Below are 24538 nucleotides of genomic sequence, written 5' to 3' on the forward strand. Positions count from 1 at the left end.
GGCTTGCCGATGGTCGGGAAGGTAGACAGACTGCTCCCGGCGCGCAAGCGTTTGCGCAAACGCTTGCCGGAAAGGACGGGTATGGACCGGTCGAAGTCTTCGCGGCCGACGCAGCGGGACATCGCCGAGCTCGCGGGCGTCTCGATCACGACCGTCTCGCACGTCGTGAACGGGACGCGCGCGGTCGCCGAGGACACCAAGGCGGCGGTGCTGCGGGCGATCGAGGCGACCGGTTACACCGGCGACGCCATCGCGCGTTCGCTGGTCACCGGCGGCACCCGGTCGATCGGCATGGCGATCTCCCTGGTGGCCAACCCGTACTTCGCGACGCTGATGCAGGCGATCGAGCGCGAGGCGTCGACGCACGGCTACACCGTCCTGCTGGCCGACACCCACGACGCAGCGGACACGGAGCGTGACACCGTGCGGGCGCTGCGCTCCCGTCGCGTCGACGGCCTGCTCATCACCCCCGCCCCCGGCGACGGGCCGGTGATCGGCGAGCTGGTGTCCCTCGACGTGCCGACCGTGCTGATCGACCGGCTGGCCACCCGCACCGACGTCGACCAGGTCGGCTCGGAGAACATCCAGGCGACCTCGGCGCTCACCGCGCACCTGGCCACGCTCGGGCACCGGCGGATCGGGATGATCAGCGGCGTACCGGGGTTGTCGACGAGCGAGGAGCGCGTGCTCGGCTACCGGCTGGGGCTCGGCCGGTCCGGCCTGACCTGGTCGTCCGACCTCGTGGCCTGTGGAAACTCCTCGCGCGAGGGCGGCGCGCTGGCGTTGAGCACGCTGCTGGCGCTGCCCGAGCCGCCGACGGCGCTGGTGGTCGGGAACGACAGCATGATGGTCGGCGTGCTGCACGAAGCGCGGCGACGCGGGCTGCGGATCGGGCGGGACCTGCCGGTGGTGGTCTACGACGACGTCGAGTGGGCCGACCTGGTCGACCCGCCGCTGACGACGATGGCGCAGCCGATCGAGGAGATCGGCCGGCAGGCGGTGCGGCTGCTGCTGGCCCGGATCAACGACCCGGCCCGCAAGGCCGAAACGGTGCGGCTGGCACCCACTCTGCGTCACCGCGAGTCGTGCGGGTGCCCACCGGTTCACTCACTTCAGTGAATCTGGGTTCCTGACACCTCCGCGTGGCCGTTCAGCGGATACGTTTCCGGCTGAGCGTCTGCGAGGGCTTATGACCGCACTTTCGCCGGACCTCCGGTTGTGGGACCCCCCGGTCACCTACCGGATCGGCGTCGCGATGGGGGTGCACGCGCACCCGAACTCCGGCGAGCTGCTGCGCGCGATCCGGGCGGCCGCGGCGCAGGCGGGGTGCGACGTCGTGCTGGCGGACACCGAAGACACGGTGGGCGAAGAGGCGGCGGTGGTGCGCGCCCTGCGCGCGGACCTGGTGGACGGCGTGCTGCTGGTGCCTTCGGCCGGCGACGAAGCGGTGGTCAACGGCCTGGTCCGGATGGGCGTGCCGACCGTGCTGGTCGACCGTGTGGCCGCCCGCAACGACGTCGACCAGGTCGGTACCGAGAACGTGCACGCGATGGCGTCGCTGGTCCGGCACCTGACCGACCGGCGGCACCGCAAGATCGGCCTGATCTCGGGCGACGAGGGCCTGGAGGTCAGCCGCGAGCGCATCCGCGGCTACCGGCTCGGCCTGGAGCAGGCGGGATTGCGCTTCAACCGCGAGCTGGTGGAGAGCGGCTTCTCGAATGCGGGCGGCGCCACCCGCGCAACGGCCAAACTCCTGGACGGCTGGCCCTCCCCGACGGCCCTGGTGGTGGCGGACGAGTCGATGCTGGTGGGCGTCCAGTACGAGGCCCACCGCCGCGGCATCCGCATCGGCTCGGAGCTGGCGGTGGTCGGCTACGGCGACATGGACTGGGCCCGCCGCGTGAGCCCGGCGGTGACAACCCTGGTCCAGCCGATCGCCGACGTCGGCCGCCGCGCGGTGCAGCTGCTGATGTCCCGCATGGCGGATCCGGACCGTCCCCAGGAGTCGGTGTGGCTGACCCCGAAATTCCTGCACGGCGCGTCCTGCGGGTGCTGATACTGGTGCGGTGATCCGCCTCGCGCACACCGCCGACCTGCCCCCGGCCGCCCGCACCCTGGTCCACGACGTCTTCGAGAACGACTTCACCGACGCCGACTGGGAGAACTCCCTCGGCGGCACCCACGCCCTCGCTTACGAAGGCACCGACCTGGTCGGCCACGCCTCGCTGGTCCAACGACGGCTCCTGCACGGCGGCCGCGTGCTTCGCGCCGGGTACGTCGAGGCCGTGGCGGTTCGCGCGGACCACCGTCGGCGAGGGCACGCGAGCGCGTTGATGGCCGCGTTGGAACGGCTGCTGCCCGGGTACGACCTCGGTGCGCTGAGCGCCGCGGAGAAGGCCGTGCCGCTGTACGAAGGCCGGGGCTGGCAGCAGTGGCGTGGCCCCACGTCCGCCCTGACCCCGGACGGCATCCAGCGCACCGAAGACGAGGACGGCGGCGTGTACGTGTTCCCCGGCCGGGTGCCCCTGGACCTCGACGTCGAGCTAACCGCCGACTGGCGGGCCGGCGACGTCTGGTGACAGCGTCGCCGCGGCTTCGAGGAGCATCCAGGCGCCCACCTGGACCGACATGTCGCGCTCCGGGGCGTCGTCCGGCAGCGGCCAAGACACCGGGCGGTCCCAGTACGCGCTGAACAACGGACCCTCCGGCGCGTCGAAAGCTCCCGACCAGCACGCCTCCGCCGACGTCAGGACCAGCGCTCGGGCCGTCGCCGCTTCCGGGCCGGGCAACGCCTGTGCCGCCAACGCCAGGTACCGCGCCAGGATCGCCGCGAACAACCCGCCGTCGCCGCCGCCCTGGCCGCGGATGACTCCTCCCGGCGCGAGGTGCTCCGCCACCGCCCGCACGGTCCGGGCCGCATTGTCCACTTCGGACAACTCAAGGCACGCGCCGAGGTAGACCCCTTGGCAGTACGTGTAGATGTGCTTCACCAGCTCGCCCGTGTCCGCCCGGATGCCGTCCCAGACCAAGCCGGATTCCGGATCGACCAAAGTGGACGTCAGCCAGGACGTCATCTCGCGCGCACGGGCCACGTTCCCCGAGCGGGCGTGGAAGATCGCCGCCGGGCCGTTGGCCGGGGCGTTCTTGAAGTCGTCGCCGCGGCGCCACCAGATTCCGCCGCCCGCCGCCGACGTCCAGCCGGACAGCAACTGCGTGTCGATCGCCGCCAGGGCCGGGCCGACGTCGATGCCCAGCGACGAAACCCGTTGCAGGGCAAGGCCGAGCCAGGCGATGTCGTCGTAGTAGTCGTTGACCCACTTGCCGAAGTTGCGCAGCCGCACCGAACGCACGAACGATCGGATCAAGGCCAAGCGCGCCGGCGAGGGCGCGCGCAGCTGGGCGTCGACCAGCGTGTCCAGCAGGTGCGCCTGCCACCAGTAGTTCCAGTGCCAGTGCACGCGCTGGTCCAGCGCCGCCGGCCAGCGGCTGCGGCCGAGGACCGTGCCGGGCAGGGCCCACACCCGGCGCAGGTGGCGGGAGGTCACCGCGTGTTCCGCGGCCGAGACGTCCATGTCGCAATCGTGCCTTGCCGATCGACATACCGCTCGGTATGTTCGGTGGTCATGACGACCGCCCACGTCACGTGCCCGCTGTGCGAAGCCACCTGCGGGCTCGAAGTGACGCTCGACGCGAACCAGCAGGTCACCCGCGTCCGAGGGGACGAGCGGGACGTCTTCTCCCGGGGGTACATCTGCCCCAAGGGCGCGTCGCTCGGCGCGTTGCACCACGATCCCGACCGGCTGACCGCCCCGCTGCTCAAGCGCGACGGCGAGTTCGTCGAGGTCAGCTGGCAGGAGGCCTACGACGAGATCGCCCGCCGCCTCCCGCCGATCCTCGAGCAGCACGGCCGCGACGCCGTCGCCGTCTACGCGGGCAACCCCGGCGTGCACAACATCGCGCTGACGCTCTACGGCCGCGTGCTCTACAAAGCCTTGGGCACCAAGAACTTCTACAGCGCCACCTCGGTCGACCAGCTGCCGAAGCACTACTCCGCCGGCACGATGTTCGGCGACCCGCTGGCCATCCCGGTGCCCGACCTCGACCGGACGCGGCACCTGCTGATCCTCGGCGCCAACCCGCTGGTCTCCAACGGCAGCCTGATGACCGCGCCGGACATCCGCGGGCGGCTGCGCGGGATCCGGGACCGCGGCGGCAAGATCGTCGTCGTCGACCCGCGCCGCACGCGCACCGCCCAGTTCGCCGACGAGCACCACGCCATCCGGCCCGGCACCGACGCGCTGCTGCTGTTCGCGCTGGTCAACGTCCTGTTCGCGGAAAACCTCGTCGACCCCGGCCGCCTGGCCGAGCACCTCAACGGCCTCGACGACGTCCGCGAACTGGCGCAGCCGTTCACGCCGGAGGCCGTCGCGCCGCGCACCGGCATCGACGCCGAGGCGATCCGCCGGATGGCCCGGGAGCTGACCTCGGAAAACGCCGTGGTCTACGGCCGGATCGGCACCACGACCCAGGCGTTCGGCACCATCGCGAGCTGGCTGGTCGATGTCCTCAACGTGCTCACCGGCCACCTCGACGCACCGGGCGGCGCGATGTTCCCGCTGGCCGCGTGCCAGCCCACCGGGAACCGGCGGCCGTTCGCCGTCGGGCGCTGGCGCAGCCGGGTGCGCGGCCTGCCCGAGGTCGTCGGCGAACTGCCGGTCGCGACGCTCGCCGACGAGATCGAAACCCCGGGCGAAGGCCAGGTCCGCGCGCTGATCACGATCAGCGGCAACCCCTGCCTCAGCACGCCGAACGCCGGGCGGCTGGCCGCGGCCCTCGAAAGCCTCGACTTCATGATCTCCGTCGACGTCTACCTCAACGAGACGTCCCGCCACGCCGACGTCATCCTGCCCGGCCCGTCGCCGCTCGAGCGCCCGCACTTCGACCTGGCCTTCTACCAGCTGTCCATCCGCAACATCGCCAACTGGACTCCCGCGACGCTGCCGTCGGCGCTGCCGCAGGAGTGGGAAACCATGCTGCGGCTCACCGGCATCGTCGCCGGTCAGGGCCCGGAGGCCGACGTCGCCGCGCTGGACGACTTCGTCGCGGCCGACGTCGCCCGCCGCGCCGGGCTGGAAGTCACCCACGACCGGACCGGGCCCGCGCGCCTGGTCGACCTGATGCTGCGCGCGGGGCCGTACGACGTCACGCTCGCCGACCTCGAAGCCGCGCCGCACGGCGTGGATTTCGGGCCGCTGAAGCCGCGGATCCCGGAGGTCCTCTGCACCGCGTCCGGCCGGATCGAACTGGCGCCAGGGCCGATCGTCGCCGACGTTCCGCGGTTGACGGAAGAACTCGCGAAAACCGCGGACGACCTCGTGCTGATCGGACGGCGGCACCTGAGCTCGAACAACTCGTGGATGCACAACCTGGCGCCCCTGGTCCGCGGCGGCAACCGCTGCACGGTCCAGGTCCACCCGGCCGACGCGCGCCGCCTCGGCCTCACCGACGGCGGCCTCGCCTCGGTGACGTCCCGCGCCGGAAAACTGCAGGTCCCGGTCGAGATCACCGACGAGGTGCGCCCCGGCGTGGTGAGCATCCCGCACGGCTGGGGCCACGACGCCGACGGCTCGCGAACACGGGTGGCGCGCGCGAACCCCGGCGTGAACTCGAACCTCCTCACGGATGAGACAGTTCTGGACAGGCCCTCCGGAACGTCGGTGTTGAACGGCATTCCGGTCGAGGTCACCCCCGCCTGACCCTTGACACCGCGGCGAGCCGTCGAGGATTCTGCGACCGGCATGTTTACGTGAACATCGGAGTTCGCATGGCTCGCCTTCGTCGATTGCTGCTCGCCCTCCTGCTCGTTCCCCTCTTCGCCGTCCCGCAGAGCGCGTCCGCGGCCACGAACAGCTTCCGCGGCGTCAACTGGGCGGACGCCCGCGACAACTACGTCGACGGCTGGGTGATCCCGACCGGCCTGACCGCCGGGGACAGCTACGACAGCGTCCGCGGCAAGGCCGACGGCATCATCACCGGCTTCCAGCAGAAGCTCGGCGCGAACACCGTGCGGCTGCCGATCAACCCGCAGAGCGTCAATTCGGACTGGTGGGCGCGGTACAAGGGCGCCGCCGACTCGGCCCTGGCCCACGGCATGAAGGTCATCTTCGGCTACTGGGAAGCGAACAAGGACGGCTTCGTCGACGACACGAACGCCTGGAACACCATGTGGGACAAGGTGATCGCCGACTACGGCGGCAACGGGAACGTGTACTTCGAGCCGATGAACGAGCCGTTCGGCTACAGCCTGAACGCCTGGGTGTCGCTGTGCTCGACCTGGCTGTCCCGGCACTCGGCCATCCCGCGCGGCCGGGTGCTGATCAGCGGCACCGGCTACAACGACAACGTGACCGGCGTCGGCGCGGCGAGCGCGTTGACCGGCACGCTGCTTTCGCTGCACTTCTACGGCTTCTGGGCCTCCGACACGACCCGCTCGGCGTGGACGGCGAACCTCAGCAACCGGCTCGGGGCGTACTCGTCGCGGACGATCATCGACGAGGCCGGCGCCCCGATGACCACCGGCCTGGACTACTCCGCCGGCCATCAGGACGGCAACAACTTCACCGCGTACTTCGCCGCGACCACGGACCTGGCGCGGTCCCGGCAGATGGGCGTCGTCTACTGGCCCGGCCTGCGCTCCGGGGACACCTACTCGATCACGCGCCAGAGCGGCAGCGGCCTCGAGACGAACAACGCTTCCGGGGTGGTGCAGCTGCGCTGGGGCTGGGGCCTGTAGGTCACCACGCGCGGCCGAGATCGGCGTGCTGCCGGATCCAGGCGTGCATGACGATCCCGGCCGCGACCCCGGCGTTGATCGAGCGGGTCGTGCCGAACTGGGCGATCGACACGGTGCGGGCCGACGCCGCCTGCGCTTCCGCGGAGAGGCCGGGACCTTCCTGGCCGAACAGGAGGACGCACTCGCGCGGGAGCTCGGCCGTCTCGACCGGCTGGGACCCCGGCGTGTTGTCGACCCCGACGACGGCCAGCCCCCGCTCCTCGGCGAAAGCCACCAATCCGGAGACGTCGTCGTGGTGGCGCAGGTGCTGGTAGCGGTCGGTCACCATGGCCCCGCGCCGGTTCCAGCGGCGGCGGCCGACGATGTGCACCTCGGCCGCGGCGAAGGCGTTGGCCGTCCGGACCACGGTGCCGATGTTGTGGTCGTGCTGGAAGTTCTCGATCGCGACGTGGAACGGGTGCCGTCGTCTGTCCACATCGGACACGATGGCCTCGCGGCGCCAGTAGCGGTAGGCGTCGACGACGTTGCGGCGGTCGCCGTCCCGCAGCAGCTCCGGGTCGTACCGCTCGTCCGCGGGCCACTCACCCGGCCACGGGCCGACGCCGACCTCTTCGCGGCTCACCCACTCGGTGGGTCCGGGTATGGAGTTCACCCGGTGATTGTCGCTCAGCCCAGGTGGACCGGGCGCACGTGGGTTTCCTCGTCGTGGCGGTGGCGCCACCGGTGGTAGACGCCGACGTACGAGTACGCGACCAGCACGATCGCGATGATCCCGATCGCCGGCAGCCACGACTGCGGGAAGACCGTGCCGTAGAGGTAGTAGGCGTTGAACCCGCCGGGCAGGTCGCCGAGGCCCTGCTGGTGGCGGAAGTAGTTCTCCAGAGCGGTGAGCGGGCACGGCACCGGGCTCACGTTCACCAGCACGCCCCAGGCCGCGGCGAACATGTGGACGAAGATCAGCTTCGGCCAGCGCCAGGCGACGAAGCCGCCCAACCCGATGAGCACCAAGGCCAGGATGTGCACCACGACGGTCACGTCGGCCAGGAACTTCGCCATCGCACCCCCTCCACCGATCCCCCTACCAGCGACTTTACTCCGCTACGTGGATCCGGCCGCCCTCAAGAGTGCCCCGGCCTGTGATTTTTAACCCAGCGGAGCAACCCATTCACCTGCGCGGTGACGGAGGGGTTACACCGGGTGGGAATTCCGGTGGCCGCTTGGCGGGGTACCGCGTCGGCTCCTCGTGCGGGTACTGGTCCGGCGCACCGTCCGGTTTCTTCCGGTTCGGGTCGGCTGGGCGCTGCGGTTCCGGCGGCTCCTCCATACCCCGACGGTACGCCCGGGTCCCCCGCCCGGCAGCCGGATTTCACTCGACGCGATCGCTGACGGCCGGCTCCTCGTTGCCCGCGATGTGGACGTCGGTGACGTTGATGTTCACCTCGACGACCTGCAGGCCGGTCATCTGCTCGATGGCCGTCACCACGTTGCGGCGCACCGAGCGCGCCAGCTCCGCGATGGGCACGCCGTACTCGACGAGCACCTGCAGGTCGACCGCCGCCTGCTTCTCGCCGACCTCCACCGACACGCCCTGGCCGACGCTGGCCGACGCGCCCGGGATGCGGTCGCGGAGGGCGCCGAACGCGCGGGCCGCGCCGCCGCCGAGGTCGTGCACGCCGTGGACTTCGCGCGTCGCCAGGCCGGCGATCTTCTGGACCACCGTGTCCGCGATGGTCGTGCTGCCCTGCTTGGTGACGAGTGCGGTCTCGGTCATGGTTCCTCCCTGGATGTCCTGCGCGGCAAGGCTTTCCGCCTTGTTCGTAGCTAAGGACACAAAGGACTGGAGACCCTCACTGTGACGTGGGTCTCGCGAACGCCGCGCCGTCGAGATCGGTGACTTCCAGGCGCAGCCGCGCGCTTTCCCACGCCGTGCCGGCCAGCACCTCGCGCACGGCTCCGGCCGCCCGGTCGAGCAGCGGCGGGATCGGTAGCCGGGTCGCGATCAGCCGGATCCGGACCACCTCCGGGCTCAGGTCCACCGCCAGGCTCTCCCGGCTCACCGGCAGCACCGGGGTCGCCGGGCGGAGGCCGGCCACGTCCGCGAGGGCGCCGACGATCTTCTCGACGGCTTCGTCGGCGGTCACCGGGTTTCCGGCTCGATGTCCAGAATGGACACCGACACTTCGGCGACGACCAGGCCGGTCTGCTCGGCCACGGACCGCGTCACCGCGCGCTGGACCGCGCGGCCCACCGCGGCCGCCTGGTCGGCCGCCGCGGTGACCAGGTCGATCTGGACCGTCACCCGGCCGTCGGTGGTGCGGACCCGGACGCCGTCCGACGGCGCCGGGTCGAGCCCCTTCCAGCGCCGGCGGGCCGCGCGCGTCCACGCCGTCACCAGGCCGCGCAGGCCCGGTTCGAGGCGCACCACGCCCGGCGTCGTGATCGCCGCCCGCGCCGCCACACTGGCGATCACCGGATCGGCGATGACGTAGTCCACGCTCATTCCCCTGGACCCCCGACCGTGTCGTCCTCGACAGTGCCTTCTTCAAAAAGGTCGGCCACGAGCAGGTCGAGCTTCACCAGCGTCAGGCCCACCCGGGCCGCGGCCGCCGCGGTCACCCGCTCCCGCACCTTCGCCAACGCTTCGCCGCCCGCGGCGTTCCGCAGGCTGACCGCGAGGGTGAGGTCCACCTCGACCCCGCCGGGGACGGTTCGCACCCGGCAGCGCCGCGCCCGGACGCCGTCGACCGTGTCGGCCGCGTACCGCAGCACGGCCGCCACCGCCTGCTCGCTGACCTCGACGAACCCGGGTTCCGGGGTGGGCAGCGGCACCATCGAGCCGCGCCGCACCTCGGCCCGCACCGCCGACATGATCCGCCCGAACAGGTCCGGCGACGGCGCGTCCTCCTCGGCCACCAGCTCGGACGTCGCTTCGCGCAACGCCAGCAGGCTCTCGCGCGCGGCCGCGCAGTGCGGGCAGGTCAGCTCGTGCTCGTCGGCTGCCGAGTCCAGCCGTTCCCACACCTGTTCGACATCGCGTTCGCAGGGCAGCTCGTAGTCCGTCATCGCCATGGCTTCATCACCTCCGCCAGCTGGGCACGGGCGCGCGCGATCCGGCCGCGGACCGCGGTCGCGTTGACGCCGACGATCTCGCCGATCTCGTCGTAGGACCGGCCGTGCACTTCACGCAGCAGCCAGCACGCCCGCTGTTCGGGCGTCAGCTGCGCCAGCGCCGCGTTCAAGGCGGCGAGCTGACTGCTCACCTGGACGGCCCGCTCCGGCTGCAGATCGGCCCGCGGCGACTCGGCGGTGTCGAGGTCGACGTCGGCCTGCGGCTTGCGCGAGCGGATCGTGTTGAGACAGCGGTTCGTGGTGGCCCGGTAGAGCCAGCCGACGAACGCGGCGTCCTCGGTGAGCTGGCTCAGCTTGCGCCAGGCGTTCAGGAACACCTCCTGCACGACGTCCTCGGCGTCGCCGCGGTGGGCGAGCATCTTGACCGCGAGCCGGAACATCGGGCCCTGGTAGCGCAGCACGAGCTGTTCGTACGCCCGGACGTCGCCGTCCCGCGCGCGGCCGACGAGGGTCACGTCGTCGAGCGGCGTAGTCGTCGTCACGGCACCTCCTCGCAGGGAGGACACCGGCGGGCGGAAAACGTCACGCAGTGATTCTGGGTGACGGCTGTCACCGGGGCGACTCCGTGAGGTTCACGCGTCGCGGTGGTCCTTCCGGGGCGAGCGCCGCGGAGGTCGCGAAACCTGCCGTCGGAGCGCCCCGGGGACCGACCTGCGCGGTCCCCGGTCCGGCGGCGCTCAGTCCAGGCCGAGGTCGTCCTTGCCGAGGACGTACCGGTACTCCAGGCCTTCCTTCTCGATGGCCTCGCGCGCGCCGGTGTCGCGGTCGACGACCGTCACCACGCCGACGACGTTCGCGCCCGCTTCGCGCAGCGCCTCGACCGCCGTCAGGACGCTGCCGCCCGTCGTGGACGTGTCCTCGACCGCCAGCACGCGCTGGCCGCGGACCTCCATGCCCTCGATGCGCCGCTGCATGCCGTGTTCCTTGACCGCCTTGCGGACGACGAACGCGTCCAGCACGACGCCGTCGGAAGCCGCCGAGTGCAGCATCGCCAGCGCGACCGGGTCGGCGCCGAGCGTCAGGCCGCCGGCCGCCACGTAGTCCCAGTCCGCCGTGAGCTGGCGCAGGAGCTTGCCGATCAGCGGCGCGGCCGCGTGGTGCAGCGTCGCCCGCCGGAGGTCGATGTAGTAGTCGGCTTCCTTGCCGGACGCCAGGGTCACTTTTCCGTGCACCACGGAAAGATCGGTGACCAGCCTGGCCAGTTCGAGTTTCGCCGCTTGATCCAACCCGGGGTTCGCCACGGCCGTGAGTCTTACACACGGCCGGATTCACTCACCGACGGATGTGGCGTCGACCGCACGCCCGCGCGTCGCGGCCCAGGCCGGGACCAGGATCGCCACGAGCGCGAGCACCACGGCGATGGCGAGCACGGCCAGGTAGATCGCCACCGGGCCGGACGGCAGCACCGAGCCGGTCACCACCAGGCAGAACGGCACGATCGCGCCGGCCGCGACGAGCGTCCCGAGCAGCACCGCGATGGTCGCGATCAGGCCGCCTTCGACACCCGCCATGCGCAGCACCTGGCCGCGGGTGAAGCCGCTCAGCCGCTGCACCCCGAACTCGCGCCGCCGCCGCGCGGTGGCCGTGACCAGCGTGTTCACCACGGAGATCACCGTGTACGCGAGGATCATCCCGACGAGCAGGTAGTTGACCCAGGCGCCGACCTCGTTGCCCTTCGCGTGCGCCGCGATCAGCGTGCCGCGGTCGCCGACGAGCACCGGCAGCCCGGCGGTCGCCTCGCGCAGGCGTGCCGTCAGCGTCGCACTGTCGACGCCGGGAGCGGCCTGGACCAGCAGCTGCGGGGCGAGCCCGAGGGACGTGTGCGGGGCCAGCAGGTCCGCGGGCAGCACGAGCCGTTCGAAGCCGGGGCGCTGGTCGACGACGGCGGTGACCCGCACGTCCACCTGCGTGCCGTCGCCGAGCCGCAGCGACAGCGTGTCGCCGACGCGGTGGCCCAGCGTCGACGGCACCTCGACGGCGTTCTCGGTCAGCTCGCTGACGCCCAGCGCGGGCCGGCCGTCGTCGTGCTGGCCCGAGTCGAACGGCTTCTCGACGAACACCGTGCTCGTGACGTATTCCGACGCACTCGCGACCCCGGGGGTGGCGCGCACCCGGCCCAGCACGGACGGGTCGAGCCCGCTCGGGCCGGCCACGACGGCGTCCGCGCGCAGGTCCTCGGTGTAGGCCTGGTTCGAGACGGCTTCCTGGGTGGTCTGCAGGTAGATGTTGGCGGTCGCGATCCCGACCGCAAGCATGATCGGGGTGACCGCGCCCGCCGCCCGCACCGCGCCGACCCGGGTGTTGCGCAGCGCGACCCGGCCGTTGACGCCGGTCAGCGCCGTCACCGGCCAGCGGAGCAGCGTCGCCATCAGCTTCGTCACGCCGGGGCTGATCGCCGCGAGCCCGAACGCCCACAGCATCACGGCCGGGCCGGCCGTGCTGGCCGCGACCGGGCCGGTCATCACCGCGACCGTGACGATGCCGAGCGCCGTCCCGCCGCCGAAGCACAGGATGGCGGTGATCAGCCGGATCGGTGTCAGCCAGCGGCGTTCGACGGCGGCTTCGGCGAGCGCCTCGGTCGGGCGGATCCGCGAAGCACGGCGTCCCGCCACGAAGGCGGCACCCACGACAGCCAGCAGCGACGCGCCCGCGGCGACCACCGCCGGCACCCAGCCCTGCTCGAACCGCAGCACGTCGGGGACGACGTGGTGGTCGGCGAGCTGGCCGAACAGCCACTCCCCGAGCACCGGGCCGAGCGCCACCGCGCCACCGACGGCGAGCAGCGCGACGACCAGCGCCTCGCCGAGCACCATCCGCCGCAGCTGGCGCGGGGTGGTGCCGATCGCCCGCAGCAACGCGAGTTCCCGCTGCCGCTGCTGCGTCGACAGGGTCAGCGTGCCCGCCACCACGAACACCATGACCATCGCCGAGAGTCCGCCCGAGACGGCGGCCAGCACGATCAGGTTCTCCCCGCTCTTGCCCGTCTCGGGGAACTCGAAGGCACCACGGTCGACGCCGGTCGCCACGACCCCGGCGTCCCCGACGGCCGCGGTCACGGCAGCGACGTCGCCACCGAAGACGCCGATGGTGTCGAACCGGTCCGGGTGGCCGGACAGCCGTTCGGCGTCCGAAGCCGCGAAGAACACGGCCGCGTCCCGCATGGGCTGCGGAGCTTGGGCGATCCCGGAGATCCGGAACGGGCTGACGCTGCCGTGCGCGGCGATCGGCAGCGTGTCCCCGACGGCGAGCCCGAGCCCTGCGTCGGCGACGACTTCGCCCGGCTTCGGGGCGGCACCCGTCAGCGTGTACGGCGTCAGCACGGCGGAATCCCACGCGTGCCCGAGGGCGCTCGCCGCGCCGATCTGCGCCGGGAAGCTGAGCTCGCCGACGACGCCGGTGACGCCGGGAACCGCGCGCAGGCGGCCGGCCAGCGCCGCGTCGAGCCGGACGCGCTCGGGCAGGGGCGCGTTTTCGAACTTGTGCTTGTCGTCGGGCTCGAGGGTCGCCGGGTCGTCCTCGGGCAGCTCGATCGTCTGCTGCCCGCCGACCACGATCGGCGCCGCGGCCAGCCGCTGCACCGGCGTCTCGGACCGGATGCCGGTCTCCATCAGGCCACCGCACGCCGAGACGACCAGCGCGCCGAAGAACACGGCGACGAACGTCGCCAGGAAACCGCCCTTGCGCAGGCGGAGGGTCCGCAGTGCCAGCTTGAACATCAGGCCGCCACCCGGCCCCAGGCCCCGAGGTGGGTCATCCGCTCGGCGACGGCTTCCGCGGTCGGCCGGGCCAGCCGCCCGGCGATCCGGCCGTCGGCCAGGAACACGACCTCGTCGGCGTAGGACGCGGCGACCGGGTCGTGCGTCACCATGATCACCGTCTGGCCCGACGACCGGACGGAGTCGCGCAGCAGGCCGAGCACCTCGGCGGCGGTGCGGGTGTCGAGCGCGCCGGTTGGCTCGTCGGCGAACAGCACGGCGGGGCTGGTGACCAGGGCCCGCGCGATCGCGACGCGCTGCTGCTGGCCGCCGGAGAGCTGCCCGGGCAGGTGCTTGCGGCGCCCGTCGAGCCCGACGTGCGCGAGGATCCGCGCCACCAGCCGCTTGTCCGGGCGCTTACCCGCCAGCTGCAGCGGCAGCACGACGTTCTGCTCGACCGTCAGCGCCGGGAGCAGGTTGAACGCCTGGAAGACGAAGCCGACGCGGTCACGCCGCAGCTTCGTCAGATAGGTCTCCTTCTTGCCGTCGAGGTCCTGGCCGTCGAGCACGACCCGGCCGGACGTCGGCCGGTCGAGACCGGCCGCGCAGTGCAGGAAGGTGCTCTTGCCCGAGCCGGACGGGCCCATCACCGCGGTGAACCCGCCGCGCGGGAAGGAGATCGAGACCCCGTCCAGCGCGACCACACCGTCGCCGTACTCCTTGCGCACGGCCTCGAGCCGGACCGCGTCGGCTGCCTCGTGCCACCCAGTTGTCATGGGGAAAACGCTATTGAGCGCACCCCCGGACCACCCTGGTGCGCGCGTGCGTCTTGCGAGTAGGGACAGCCCTACTCAGGTGCGGCCGCGGCCGCCGCTGATCCGGCGCAGCACCGCGCGCGGCAGCAGGCCGCCGATCGCGACGACGGCCTTGTACTGCAGGCTCGGCACGGAGATCACCTTCCCGCGGCGCAGGTCCTTGAGCGCCTCGCCGACCACCTGTTCGACACCCAGCCAGGCGATTTTCGGGCCGGATTTCCCGATACCGGCCCGTTCGTGGAACTCAGTGGCCGTGAAGCCGGGGCACAGCGCCATCATCCGGATGCCCTCGGGCAGCGACGCGGCGATGCCTTCGCTGAACGACGTGACCCAGTTCTTGCTGGCCGTGTACGTCGATCCGCGGCCGCTGAAGAAGCCCGCCACGCTGCTGACCTGGATGATTTCGCCGTGGCCGCGTTCGATCATGCCGGGCAGCACGGCCCGGGTGAGCCGCAGGACCGCGGTGACGTTGACGTCGAGCTGACGCTGCAGCGCGTCCGGCGGGATGGTCCAGAAATCGCCGTTCAGCCCGAAGCCGGCGTTGTTGACCAGAAGGTCGACCGGCCCGGAGGCGAGCCGCTCCTCGACCGCCGTCCGGCCGTCCACTTCGGACAGATCGGCGGGCAGCACCTCGACGGCCACGCCGTGCGTTTCCCGCAGCTCAGCGGCGTACGCCTCCAGCCGCGTGGCATCGCGGGCGACGAGCACCAGGTCGTATTTCTGGGCGGCGAGCGTCCGCGCGAACTGAGCCCCGATGCCCGCGGTCGCTCCGGTGATGAGAGCGGTGGTGGTCATGTGGGTGAACATACTCGCTGCTCACGGGTGGACGTGCGTTCGATTCGGCGGGGAAGTATCGTCCGCCGCATGGGTAAGCACAGCAGGCGCAAAAGCGGCTATCTGCCCAAAGTCGCCGCGGGCGCGGCGCCCGTCGCGCTGCTCTTCGCCGCCCCCGCCGCGGCGCTGGCGAGCCCGGCCGAGGTGACCCTGCCGATCGACCACCGCGACGACAGCACGTTCCGCCGCGACGTCGCGACCTCGGGCGAGGACGGCTCGTCGGTGGTCCGCGAAACCCTGACCACGACCCGCCACGACTTCCTCGCGAAGGAGATCGCCGGCGCGGTGCTCACCAACGACCTCGCCGAGTCCGCGATCACCCGCCGCGAAGAGCGGCAGACGGAGACCACGGCCGCGTCGCAGGAGGCCGAGTCGCTCGCCCGCGCCGGCCGGCACACCCTGCGCCTGGGCGACGTCCGCGCGGTCACCGCGAACAACCAGCGGCTCGGCCAAGGCGCGTCGCGGGACCTGTCGCTGGCGCCTCTCGGCGGCGGCGCCGAGCACCGGATCGGCCTCGGCGAAGGCACGAGCCACGGCATCTGGCCCGCCGACGGCGTCGACGTCCTGAGCCAGAACGCGGAACAGCTGGACACGGGCCTGTACGGCACCTTCGCCGGCGACCTCCAGGGAGCGCTGTCGGCCCGCAGGTCATCGGGCCAGGCGGTCGACGTGGGCCGCCTCGGAGCGGTCGGCGCGACGTCCGAGCAGCACGCCACCGGCCAGATCACCGGCGTCCTGGACGTGGGCCAGCGCCACGAAGCCGGCGGCCAGCTGGGCCCGGCGTGGGGCCTGGTGACGACGAGCCAGTCCGTCGGCCCGGCCGGCCCGGCGGGGTCGATCCGCGGCGACCTCGGCGTGGACCACGTGATCCACGCCGAAGGCGGCACGACGTCGGTGCGCGGCACCCTGGACCGGTCGGTGGCGCTCAGCGCGCTCGACCGGCCGGTGCTCGGCTTCTAGCTCTCGCTCGGCTTCGGTTCGGCGTCCGCCGGCGGCTGCTGGGCCGGCGTCCCCGCCGCCGGGGTGCCCGGGGCCGGAGCCTGGGCCTGGGCCTGGGCCGTCGCCGGGGTCGTGGCCTCGGACGGGACCGGGGCGCTCGCCTGGTGGCGGCCCGCGTCGTAGTCCTCGTCGAACGGGTCGACGATGTCCGCGATCTCACCGAGGTCGCGCAGCAGGCGTTCCAGCCGCGACGGCCCGGCCGTCGGGACCACGCTGGCCAGCACCCACTCGTTCTCCAGCCAGGCCACGCCCACGTCGCCGCCCAGCTGGTCGGCCGCGTCCACCAGCTCCTGCGTGATCACCACGCGGGCGCCGTCCGCGTCGTCCGCGAAGGCGTAGCGGGCGCCGATCGGGCCGAGCATCTCGGGCATGTCCGCGCGCTGGAACGGGACGCTGGACAGCCACATCTCGATCGGGATGCGGTGCTTCTTGTTGCAGCGCACCGCGACGACGACCGCGGGGATCTGGCCCTCGGTCTCGATGTCGAATATGAACACCGGGCGGCGGCCGTCGGAAGTGAAGGTGGAACCCGCGACGACGTTCACGGCCGCGTCCGCGCCGAAGTAGCCGATCGCGCCGTTCGACCACTGCTGCGGCAGGCGCTCGTCCTCCTCGACGAACTGCCAGCCGCGCAACTGTGCCCAGCGCATTCGCTCGCGGTTGCGCGAGCCCTCCTTCGCCCGGTCGGCCGCGAGCAGCCCCAGCCCCGCCACCAGGGCGACGGCCGCGATGACGAACCAGATCCACGCCGGAATACCCACGTCGGCCAGGGTATCGCCTGTTACGCCGGAGGGATGATCGCCGGTACCCGTGTCGCCGGGCCCATTCGGAGCATTTTGCTCGGTCGCGGGTCGACAAATCGGCACGAACCACTGTGGACAGCCGTGAAGGCCACCTCGGGTGAGGTGGCCTTCACGACCGGTCAGACCCGGGTGACGGTCAGCGAGTCGCCGGTCTCCAGGTCCGGGCCGTCGACGCGCACGGTGTCGCCGTCCCGGATCTCGCCGGAGAGCAGTTCCTTCGCCAGCTTGTCACCGATCGCCGACTGGACCAGCCGCCGCAGCGGGCGGGCGCCGTAGATCGGGTCGAAGCCGTTGAGGGCGAGCCACTCGCGGGCGCCGTCGGTGACCTCCAGGTTCAGCCGCCGCTGGGCCAGCCGCTTGGCGAGCCGGGCGACCTGGATGTCCACAATGGACGTCAGCTGCTCGGTGCCGAGCGAGTGGAACACGACGATGTCGTCGAGCCGGTTGAGGAACTCCGGCTTGAACTGCCGCTGCACCACGTCGAGCACCGCGTCCCGCCGCTGCCGCTCGTCGAGCGACGGGTCGGCGATGGCCTGCGAGCCGAGGTTCGACGTCAGGATCAGGATGGTGTTGCGGAAGTCCACCGTCCGGCCCTGACCGTCGGTCAGCCGTCCGTCGTCGAGGACCTGCAGCAGCACGTCGAAGACGTCCGGGTGGGCCTTCTCCACCTCGTCGAGCAGCACCACCGAGTACGGGCGCCGCCGGACGGCCTCGGTCAGCTGGCCGCCCTGGTCGTAGCCGACGTACCCCGGCGGGGCGCCGACCAGGCGCGCCACCGAGTGCTTCTCGGCGTACTCGCTCATGTCGATGCGCTGCATCGCGCGCTCGTCGTCGAACAGGAACTCGGCCAGGGCCTTGGCCAGCTCGGTCTTGCCGACGCCGGTCGGGCCGAGGAAGAGGAACGAGCCGGTCGGCCGGTCGGGGTCGGCGACGCCGGCCCGGGCGCGGCGCACCGCGTCCGCGACGACCTGCACGGCCTCGGCCTGCCCGATGACGCGCCGGGTCAGCTCCTCCTCCATCCGGAGCAGCTTGCCCGTCTCGCCTTCCAGGAGCCGGCCCGCCGGGATGCCGGTCCACGCGCTGACCACGTCCGCGACGTCGTCCGCGCCGACCTCCTCCTTGAGCATCACGTTCTGCTGGCTGGCCTCGCTCGCCGCGGTGGCCGCTTCGAACTCCTTCTCCAGCGCGGGGATCCGGCCGTAGCGCAGCTCGGCGGCCTTGCCGAGGTCGCCGTCGCGCTCGGCGCGCTCGGACTCGCCGCGCAGCTGCTCGAGCTGCTCCTTGAGCTCGCGGACGCGCTCGATCGAGCCCTTCTCGTTCTGCCAGCGGGCGGTCAGCGCGGTCAGCGTCTCGCGCTTCTCCGCCAGCTCCGCACGCAGGGCGTTGAGCCGCTCCTTCGAGGCCGCGTCGCTCTCCTTCGCGAGCGCCATCTCCTCGATCTCGAGCCGGCGGACCGCCCGCTCGACCTCGTCGATCTCCACCGGCCGCGAGTCGATCTCCATGCGGAGCTTCGACGCGGCCTCGTCGACCAGGTCGATCGCCTTGTCCGGCAGGAAGCGCGCGGTGATGTAGCGGTCGGACAGCGTCGCGGCGGCGACCAGCGCGGCGTCCGTGATCCGGACACCGTGGTGCACCTCGTAGCGCTCCTTCAGCCCGCGCAGGATCGCGATGGTGTCCTCCGGCGACGGCTCGCCGACGAGCACCTGCTGGAAGCGCCGCTCCAGGGCGGCGTCCTTCTCGATGTGCTGGCGGTACTCGTCGAGCGTGGTCGCGCCGACCATCCGCAGCTCGCCGCGGGCGAGCATCGGCTTGATCATGTTGCCCGCGTCCATCGCGCCGCCCTCGCCGGTCGCGCCGGCGCCGACGATCGTGTGCAGCTCGTCGATGAAGGTGATGACCTCGCCCGCGGAGTCGGTGATCTCCTTGAGCACGGCCTTCAGCCGCTCCTCGAACTCGCCGCGGTACTTCGCGCCGGCCACCATCGACCCGAGGTCGAGGGCGACGACGCGCTTGCCGCGCAGCGACTCCGGCACGTCCCCGGCGACGATGCGCTGGGCCAGCCCTTCGACGATGGCCGTCTTGCCGACGCCCGGCTCGCCGATCAGGACCGGGTTGTTCTTCGTGCGCCGCGACAGCACCTGCACGACGCGGCGGATCTCGGTGTCACGCCCGATGACCGGGTCGAGCTCGCCGGCGCGGGCGCGCTCGGTGAGGTCGACGCCGTACTTCTCGAGCGCCTTGAACGTGCTCTCGGGGTCCGCGCTGGTGATCCGGGCCGAGCCGCGGACCTTGGCGAACGCCTCCTGCAGCGCGTCCGGCGTCGCCCCGTGGCGCTTGAGCAGGTCCGCGACCTGGCCGCCTTCGGTCGCGAGCCCGACGAGCAGGTGCTCGGTCGAGACGTACTCGTCACCCAGCTCGGTGGCGAGCTTCTGGGCGCGCGTCAGCGACTTCACGGCGTAGGTGTCGAACTGCGGGCTCGACACGGTCGCGCCGGTCGCGGACGGCAGCGCCGCGATGAGCGGTTCGAGCTCCTTGTGCACCACCTCCGGGTCGGCCCCGACCGCGGTCAGCAGCGGTGCGGTCAGCCCCTCACCCTGCGCCAGCAGGGCGCCCAGCAGATGGGCGGCCGACACGTGCGGGTTGCCGGCCATGGTGGCCGCCTGCGCCGCGGACGAGATCGCCTGCTGGGTCTTCGTGGTCGGGTTGAAAGCGTCCATCCCTCACCTCATGCTCGGTACTGCGAGAAAGTCCTGGTGACAGGCCTGACCGTGACCCGTCACTATCTCTAACGCAGGAAAACTTGAGTCTGTTCCGCTCAACTTCGGCCGGGTGCCACAGCGCTCGCCGGGAGCCGCGAGCCGAGGGTGCCGAGCCCGGCCACGGCGAGACCGGCGCACGCCCCGACCAGCACCCAGGGTAACCAGTCGGCGACCGAGAACAAGGCCACCACGGCGGGCGCGATCACCTGCGCCACGGTGAACGCGTACTGGTACGCAGCGAGATAACGTCCGCGGGCGACCGGAGGTGCCGCGGCCTCGGCGAGCGCCCCCGACCGCGGCCCGAACACCAGGTCGCCGGCGGCGAACACGAGCGTCGACCCCAGCAGGTACACCACCTGCCAGCCCTGCGGCACGAGCAGCACACCCAGGCTGACCAGGCACCACGCGGAGAACAGCGCCGAGCCCACGCGCATCGCCGCGATCCGCGTCAGCCGGGCGGTGAGCCGCAGCGCGATCGTGCCGCCGACGCTGGTCAGCACGGTCAGCAGGGCGAGGATCGTGCCCGGCAGCCAGGCCGGCCCGTGCAGCCGGTCGAGCACGAACACCGGGGTCCCGATCAGGAAGAAGTCCAGCGAGAGCCCGAAGAGCCCGCTGAACAGGATGAGGGCGAGGTACGGCCGGTCGCGCAGCACCCGTACCGACCGCTCGCGCACCGGCCGGTGCGGCCGCGCGAGCCGGACGAAGAAGACGAGGATCAGCGCGGCCACGAAGAACGTCAGCGCGTCCGCGGCGAGCGCGATGCGGTAGCCGGCGTTCCCGAGCCACGTCAGCAACGCCCCCGCGACCAGCCCGCCCAGGCCGAAGGACGCGGCCCGCACCATCCCCACCTCGGCGAACGGCCGGTCCTTGGGCCCGTCGCCGGCGACGTCGGCGATGAGCACGTACAGGGAGCTGTAGAAGAACTGCTGCCCGGCGGACGACAGGACGGCCGCGACCACCACCGGGCCCGCGCTGCCGGCGACGACGTAGGCCCCGACGCCCGCGGCTTGCAGCAGCTGGGCGCAGATCACGACGGCCCGCGGCCCGACGCGGTCGACGAGCCGGCCGGCGAGCGGCGGCACGACGAGCCCGCCGATGGCGCCGAGGGTGACGGCGGTGCCGGCGACGGCCAGCGGCACGCCGACCACCTGCGTCACGTAGACCAGCGCCAACGGGAGGAACAGACCTGAGCCGAAGTTGTCGATTCCCAGCGCGCACAGCAGTGCGACCCGGTCACGCGTCACCCACCGACGTTAACCCTGATGAATGCCGTCAAGTCAGGACCGAACGGACACTTTCCCCAAGGCCAAGGGACACTTGCGGTGTGCCTCTCGGCCGCGGTGTCACTTGTTCGTGTCAGCCAGGCAGGCGTCGCTGCCGAGCGCGCGGCGGAGATCGGTGTTCATCTCCGCCAGCCGCGCGGTGAGGTCGGTGACGCGCTCGTCGTCCCAGCCGCCGAGCGCCTTCTCCATGAACTCGATGTAGTTGGCGCGCCAGCGGGCGAGCTCGGCCCGGCCCTTCTCGGACACGCTGACCAGCGACGCCCGGCCGTCTTCGGGCGCGGGGCGGCGGTCGACCAGTCCGGCCGCGGAGAGCTGGGCGATCTGCCTGCTGACGACCGAAAGGTCGACGAACCGGCGTTTCGCGAGTTCGGACGGCCGCGTCTCGCCGTTTTTCGCCAGGTCGGACAGCAGCATCGCGGCCGCCGGGTGCAGCCCGGGCTCGCTCTGCCAGGCTTGCATGATCCAGGCGTGCTGCAGCTGCGAAGCGGTCTTCAGCTCCCGCATGAGCTCGACCCGGACGTCGTCGTCGGTGTTGTCGAAGCCCATTCGGCACCTCCTTGGTTGCGCCATACAAGTATATTGCCGGACACTTGCGCGAACAACCATCTGGCCGGTGAGGTCCCCCACGCGGGAATACACCCGGTCGGAGCAACAATGCGGGCAAAAGGGCGCCCGGCGGCTACCCTGCGGACGGGCGGTGCGCGCACCGCAGGCGAGTGACGTTGAGTGACGAGGTGGCAGCAGTGGCGAAGGACCCAGGAGGCGGTCCCCGACCCGTGAACAACCCCTCATGACAGCCGATTCCGTCAGCCCGCTCCCCAGGTCGTCGGCCCCGCGGGAAGCCCCCGCGGCGGTGACCGCGATGGTCCGGCTCATCCGGGACAGCTGGGCCAGGTCCGAGCCGTACATCGCGGACATCTCGCAGTTCTTCTACGGGATGCTGTTCACCCTCGCCCCGACCACGCGCGACTTCTTCCCGATCAACATGGAGATCCAGCGCGGCAGGCTGGTGCGCGCGCTGGTGCACATCGTGCAGATGGTCGACCGGCCCGACGACCTCGCGCCGTTCCTGCGCCAGCTGGGCCGCGACCACCGCAAGTTCGGCGTGGTGCCGCGGCACTACGAAGCGGTCGGGACGGCGCTGCTGGCGTCGCTCAAGAACCACCTCGGCCCGGCGTGGACACCGGAGGTCGAACGGGCCTGGGCCGAGGCGTTCACCATCGCCGCGCGGGCCATGCAGGACGCGGCCGCGTCCGACACGAATCCGCCGTCGTGGTCGGCCACCGTGGTCGAGCACCGGCGGCTGACCTGGGACCTCGCACTGGTGCGGCTGGTGCCCGACCAGCCGGTGCCGTACCACCCCGGCCAGTACGTCAGCGTGGAAGTGCCGCAGCGGCCACGGCTGTGGCGGTACCTCTCGCCGGCCAACGCGCCACGCGAGGACGGCGGCATCGAGTTCCACGTCCGTGCGATCGACGGCGGCTGGGTGTCCCGCGCGATCGTCAGCCACACGCAGCCCGGGGACGTCTGGCGGCTCGGCCCGCCGCTGGGCCGGATGACGGTCGACCGCGAGGCCTCGCGGGCCGTGCTGATGGTCGCCGGGGGAACGGGGGTGGCGCCGCTGCGGGCGATCCTCGACCACCTCGCGCTGTGGGGCGAGAACCCGAAGACGCACCTGTTCTACGGCGGCGGCGCCCGCGAGGACCTCTACGACCTCGAAGAGCTGCGCGCGCTCGCCGCGACGAACCCCTGGCTGACCGTCACACCGGTCGTCGAGCGCGGCGGCGACGTCCCCGGGTTCGAGCAGGGGACGCTGGCCGAAGCCGTCACGCGGTACGGCTCCTGGCCCGGCCACCGCATCCTGGTGTCCGGCTCGCCGGCGATGATCCGGGCGACGGTGTCGCGGATGCTGGTGGCGGGCAGCGCCCTGGACCAGATCCAGTACGACCCGTTCACGATCGACTAGCCACGGCAATCCGCCGTCCGGTGAATGGTTTCGTTACGCTTCGGAAATCGGCAACCAGTAACGGATGAATCCGACGTCGTGATCATTTTTACGCTGCGACAGGCGGGGTTGACCGGGCGTACCTGAATTGCTCCGTTCGAGCGGGAACGCGCGGAATCACGCGCATCTGCACGGGAATTCGCCTACAGTCGGGAACCCTCGGGGGCGGCACCGCCACAGCGACGCCGCATGCACGGCGCGAAAACCTTGGCACGACTGGAGATTACCGTTCCCGATGAGTGCTGAATCCGTGAAGATCTCCACCATGCCCGAGACGCTGCCCGTTTCGGCCGTGGAAGGTCGAGAGATGGCCCGGTTGATTCGTGAAAGTTTTGCGGAGGTCGAACCGAAAGCAGATGAACTGGCGCAGTACTTCTACGGTGCGTTGTTCGTGGTCGCCCCCGATTGCCGGGAGCTGTTCCCGGTGACCATGACGACGCAGCGGAGCAGGCTGTTGCGAGCGCTGGTGTATGTGGTGCAGATGGTCGACCGGCCCGACGAGCTGGTCACCTTCCTGGGGCAACTGGGCCGCGACCACCGGAAATTCGCCGTCGTCTCCCGCCACTACGACGCGGTCGGCGTCGCGCTGATCGCCGCGTTGAAACGATTTCTCAAGGAGAAGTGGACCACCGAAGTCGAATCGGCGTGGACGTCGGCCTACGGGCTCATCGCCAAGACGATGCGCGAAGCCGCCCAGGCGGAAACCGGGCCGGCGGCGTGGTCGGCGACCGTGCTCGAACACCGGAAACTCAGCCGCGACGTCGCACTGGTGAAGGTGCGCACCGAAGGTTTGTTGCCGTACCGCGCCGGCGGGTACGTGAGCGTGGAAGTGCCCCAACGGCCACGGTTCTGGCGGTACCTTTCGCCGGCCAACGCGCCGCGTGGAGACGGCCAGCTCACCTTCCACGTGCGCGCGGTGCCCGGCGGCTGGGTCAGCGGCAGCATCGTCAACCACACGAAACCGGGCGACGTCTGGCGCCTCGGGCCGTCGATGGGCGTGCTGAACGTGCGCCCGACGTCGACGAAACGGCGGCTGCTGATGATCGGCGGCGGCACCGGGATCACGCCGTTGCTGGCGATCCTCGACGACCTGTCCCGCTGGAAGCGGAACCCGCCGGTGCACCTGTTCTTCGGCGGCCGACGGCCTCAGGACCTGTACGCGCTGGAGGAGCTGCGCCGGCTGGCCGCGACGTCGAAGTGGCTGACGGTCACCCCGGTCACCGAGGAGGGTGCCCTGGCCGGCGGCGACCGCGGCACGCTCGCCCACGCCGTGACGCAGCGTGGCACGTGGCGCAACCACGAGGTGCTCGTGTCCGGTTCGCCGCCGATGATCCAGGCGACGGTGGCGAAGCTGCTGGCCAGGGGGATCGAGCTGGAGCGAATATCGTACGACCCCTTCACCCTGGACTGAGCGCCGAAGGGA

General features: G+C 71.7%; 24 protein-coding genes. 8 read left to right on the forward strand and 16 right to left on the reverse strand.

The features are described 5' to 3' along the window. The first annotated feature begins 81 nt into the window (after positions 1 to 81). The 3 genes from H5965_RS11345 (at position 82) to H5965_RS11355 (ending at position 2579) form a co-directional block, all read left to right on the forward strand. Positions 82 to 1119 carry a LacI family DNA-binding transcriptional regulator gene (locus tag H5965_RS11345; RefSeq protein WP_310969556.1) on the forward strand — a complete coding sequence of 346 codons (1038 nt, stop codon included), beginning with the start codon at positions 82 to 84 and terminating at the stop codon, positions 1117 to 1119. 70 nt (positions 1120 to 1189) lie between these two features. Next, a complete protein-coding gene (locus H5965_RS11350) occupies positions 1190 to 2056 on the forward strand; it encodes a substrate-binding domain-containing protein (RefSeq protein WP_310969557.1) in 867 nt (288 codons plus the stop codon). Positions 2057 to 2066: 10 nt separating this feature from the next. Continuing rightward, positions 2067 to 2579: a GNAT family N-acetyltransferase gene (locus tag H5965_RS11355; protein WP_310969558.1), complete on the forward strand. Its 513-nt coding sequence runs from the start codon at positions 2067 to 2069 to the stop codon at positions 2577 to 2579. Here the strand turns inward: H5965_RS11355 and H5965_RS11360 are convergent. Beyond that, positions 2544 to 3572, reverse strand: a complete 1029-nt coding sequence (locus H5965_RS11360; RefSeq protein WP_310969559.1) for a glycoside hydrolase family 76 protein — start codon at positions 3570 to 3572, stop codon at positions 2544 to 2546. The two genes, H5965_RS11355 and H5965_RS11360, sit on opposite strands and share 36 nt — an antisense overlap. Positions 3573 to 3623: 51 nt before the next feature. On the opposite strand from H5965_RS11360, the gene H5965_RS11365 reads away from it, so the two are divergent. Both H5965_RS11365 and H5965_RS11370 read left to right on the forward strand, forming a co-directional pair. Further along, entirely contained in the window at positions 3624 to 5756 is a 2133-nt protein-coding gene (locus H5965_RS11365; protein ID WP_310969560.1) for a molybdopterin-dependent oxidoreductase, read from the forward strand. A gap of 68 nt (positions 5757 to 5824) precedes the next feature. Further along, positions 5825 to 6793: a cellulase family glycosylhydrolase gene (locus H5965_RS11370; RefSeq protein ID WP_310969561.1), complete on the forward strand. Its 969-nt coding sequence runs from the start codon at positions 5825 to 5827 to the stop codon at positions 6791 to 6793. Position 6794: 1 nt separating this feature from the next. Here H5965_RS11370 and H5965_RS11375 read toward each other — a convergent pair whose 3' ends face one another. The 11 genes from H5965_RS11375 to H5965_RS11425 form a co-directional block, all read right to left on the reverse strand. Beyond that, positions 6795 to 7445 carry an RNA methyltransferase gene (locus tag H5965_RS11375; RefSeq protein ID WP_310969562.1) on the reverse strand — a complete coding sequence of 217 codons (651 nt, stop codon included), beginning with the start codon at positions 7443 to 7445 and terminating at the stop codon, positions 6795 to 6797. A gap of 14 nt (positions 7446 to 7459) precedes the next feature. Further along, positions 7460 to 7849, reverse strand: a complete 390-nt coding sequence (locus tag H5965_RS11380; protein WP_310969563.1) for a DUF2784 domain-containing protein — start codon at positions 7847 to 7849, stop codon at positions 7460 to 7462. Between the two features lie 310 nt (positions 7850 to 8159). Further along, positions 8160 to 8564 (reverse strand): Asp23/Gls24 family envelope stress response protein, encoded by a 405-nt coding sequence (locus tag H5965_RS11385; RefSeq protein ID WP_310969564.1) that lies wholly within the window; start codon positions 8562 to 8564, stop codon positions 8160 to 8162. A gap of 76 nt (positions 8565 to 8640) precedes the next feature. Continuing rightward, positions 8641 to 8934 (reverse strand): hypothetical protein, encoded by a 294-nt coding sequence (locus H5965_RS11390; RefSeq protein ID WP_310969565.1) that lies wholly within the window; start codon positions 8932 to 8934, stop codon positions 8641 to 8643. Beyond that, positions 8931 to 9293, reverse strand: coding sequence for an Asp23/Gls24 family envelope stress response protein (locus tag H5965_RS11395; protein ID WP_310969566.1), 363 nt, complete (start codon positions 9291 to 9293; stop codon positions 8931 to 8933). Before H5965_RS11395 ends, H5965_RS11390 begins: the two co-directional genes overlap by 4 nt. After that, entirely contained in the window at positions 9290 to 9862 is a 573-nt protein-coding gene (locus H5965_RS11400; protein ID WP_310969567.1) for an Asp23/Gls24 family envelope stress response protein, read from the reverse strand. The genes H5965_RS11395 and H5965_RS11400 overlap by 4 nt, the downstream gene beginning before the upstream one ends. Continuing rightward, a complete protein-coding gene (locus H5965_RS11405) occupies positions 9853 to 10404 on the reverse strand; it encodes an RNA polymerase sigma factor (RefSeq protein WP_310969568.1) in 552 nt (183 codons plus the stop codon). Before H5965_RS11405 ends, H5965_RS11400 begins: the two co-directional genes overlap by 10 nt. 195 nt (positions 10405 to 10599) lie before the next feature. Continuing rightward, a complete protein-coding gene (gene pyrE / locus H5965_RS11410) occupies positions 10600 to 11163 on the reverse strand; it encodes an orotate phosphoribosyltransferase (RefSeq protein ID WP_013230857.1) in 564 nt (187 codons plus the stop codon). Positions 11164 to 11190: 27 nt separating this feature from the next. Next, complete coding sequence (locus H5965_RS11415) at positions 11191 to 13638, reverse strand: ABC transporter permease (protein ID WP_310969569.1); 2448 nt, start codon at positions 13636 to 13638, stop codon at positions 11191 to 11193. Next, positions 13638 to 14393 (reverse strand): ABC transporter ATP-binding protein, encoded by a 756-nt coding sequence (locus H5965_RS11420; protein ID WP_310969570.1) that lies wholly within the window; start codon positions 14391 to 14393, stop codon positions 13638 to 13640. Before H5965_RS11420 ends, H5965_RS11415 begins: the two co-directional genes overlap by 1 nt. A 75-nt stretch (positions 14394 to 14468) precedes the next feature. Next, on the reverse strand, positions 14469 to 15227 hold the full coding sequence (locus tag H5965_RS11425) for an SDR family oxidoreductase (protein WP_310969571.1): 759 nt from the start codon (positions 15225 to 15227) through the stop codon (positions 14469 to 14471). A 69-nt stretch (positions 15228 to 15296) separates the two neighbouring features. On the opposite strand from H5965_RS11425, the gene H5965_RS11430 reads away from it, so the two are divergent. Beyond that, positions 15297 to 16226 carry a hypothetical protein gene (locus tag H5965_RS11430; RefSeq protein WP_310969572.1) on the forward strand — a complete coding sequence of 310 codons (930 nt, stop codon included), beginning with the start codon at positions 15297 to 15299 and terminating at the stop codon, positions 16224 to 16226. On the opposite strand, the gene H5965_RS11435 is transcribed toward H5965_RS11430, so the two are convergent. From H5965_RS11435 to H5965_RS11450, 4 genes are all read right to left on the reverse strand, one after another. Then, complete coding sequence (locus H5965_RS11435; protein WP_310969573.1) at positions 16223 to 17026, reverse strand: hypothetical protein; 804 nt, start codon at positions 17024 to 17026, stop codon at positions 16223 to 16225. The genes H5965_RS11430 and H5965_RS11435 overlap by 4 nt on opposite strands. A 161-nt stretch (positions 17027 to 17187) precedes the next feature. Further along, positions 17188 to 19785, reverse strand: coding sequence for an ATP-dependent chaperone ClpB (gene clpB, locus H5965_RS11440; RefSeq protein WP_310969574.1), 2598 nt, complete (start codon positions 19783 to 19785; stop codon positions 17188 to 17190). A gap of 98 nt (positions 19786 to 19883) precedes the next feature. Beyond that, on the reverse strand, positions 19884 to 21071 hold the full coding sequence (locus tag H5965_RS11445; RefSeq protein WP_310969575.1) for an MFS transporter: 1188 nt from the start codon (positions 21069 to 21071) through the stop codon (positions 19884 to 19886). A gap of 99 nt (positions 21072 to 21170) precedes the next feature. Then, positions 21171 to 21656: a MarR family winged helix-turn-helix transcriptional regulator gene (locus H5965_RS11450; RefSeq protein WP_310969576.1), complete on the reverse strand. Its 486-nt coding sequence runs from the start codon at positions 21654 to 21656 to the stop codon at positions 21171 to 21173. A gap of 244 nt (positions 21657 to 21900) precedes the next feature. Between H5965_RS11450 and H5965_RS11455 the strand changes: the two genes are divergently transcribed. Continuing rightward, positions 21901 to 23076, forward strand: a complete 1176-nt coding sequence (locus H5965_RS11455) for a globin domain-containing protein (protein ID WP_310969577.1) — start codon at positions 21901 to 21903, stop codon at positions 23074 to 23076. Between the two features lie 346 nt (positions 23077 to 23422). Beyond that, positions 23423 to 24526: a globin domain-containing protein gene (locus tag H5965_RS11460; protein WP_310969697.1), complete on the forward strand. Its 1104-nt coding sequence runs from the start codon at positions 23423 to 23425 to the stop codon at positions 24524 to 24526. The last annotated feature ends 12 nt before the right edge of the window (positions 24527 to 24538 follow it).

The sequence above is a fragment of the Amycolatopsis sp. 505 genome (assembly GCF_031625235.1).
GTDB lineage: Bacteria > Actinomycetota > Actinomycetes > Mycobacteriales > Pseudonocardiaceae > Amycolatopsis.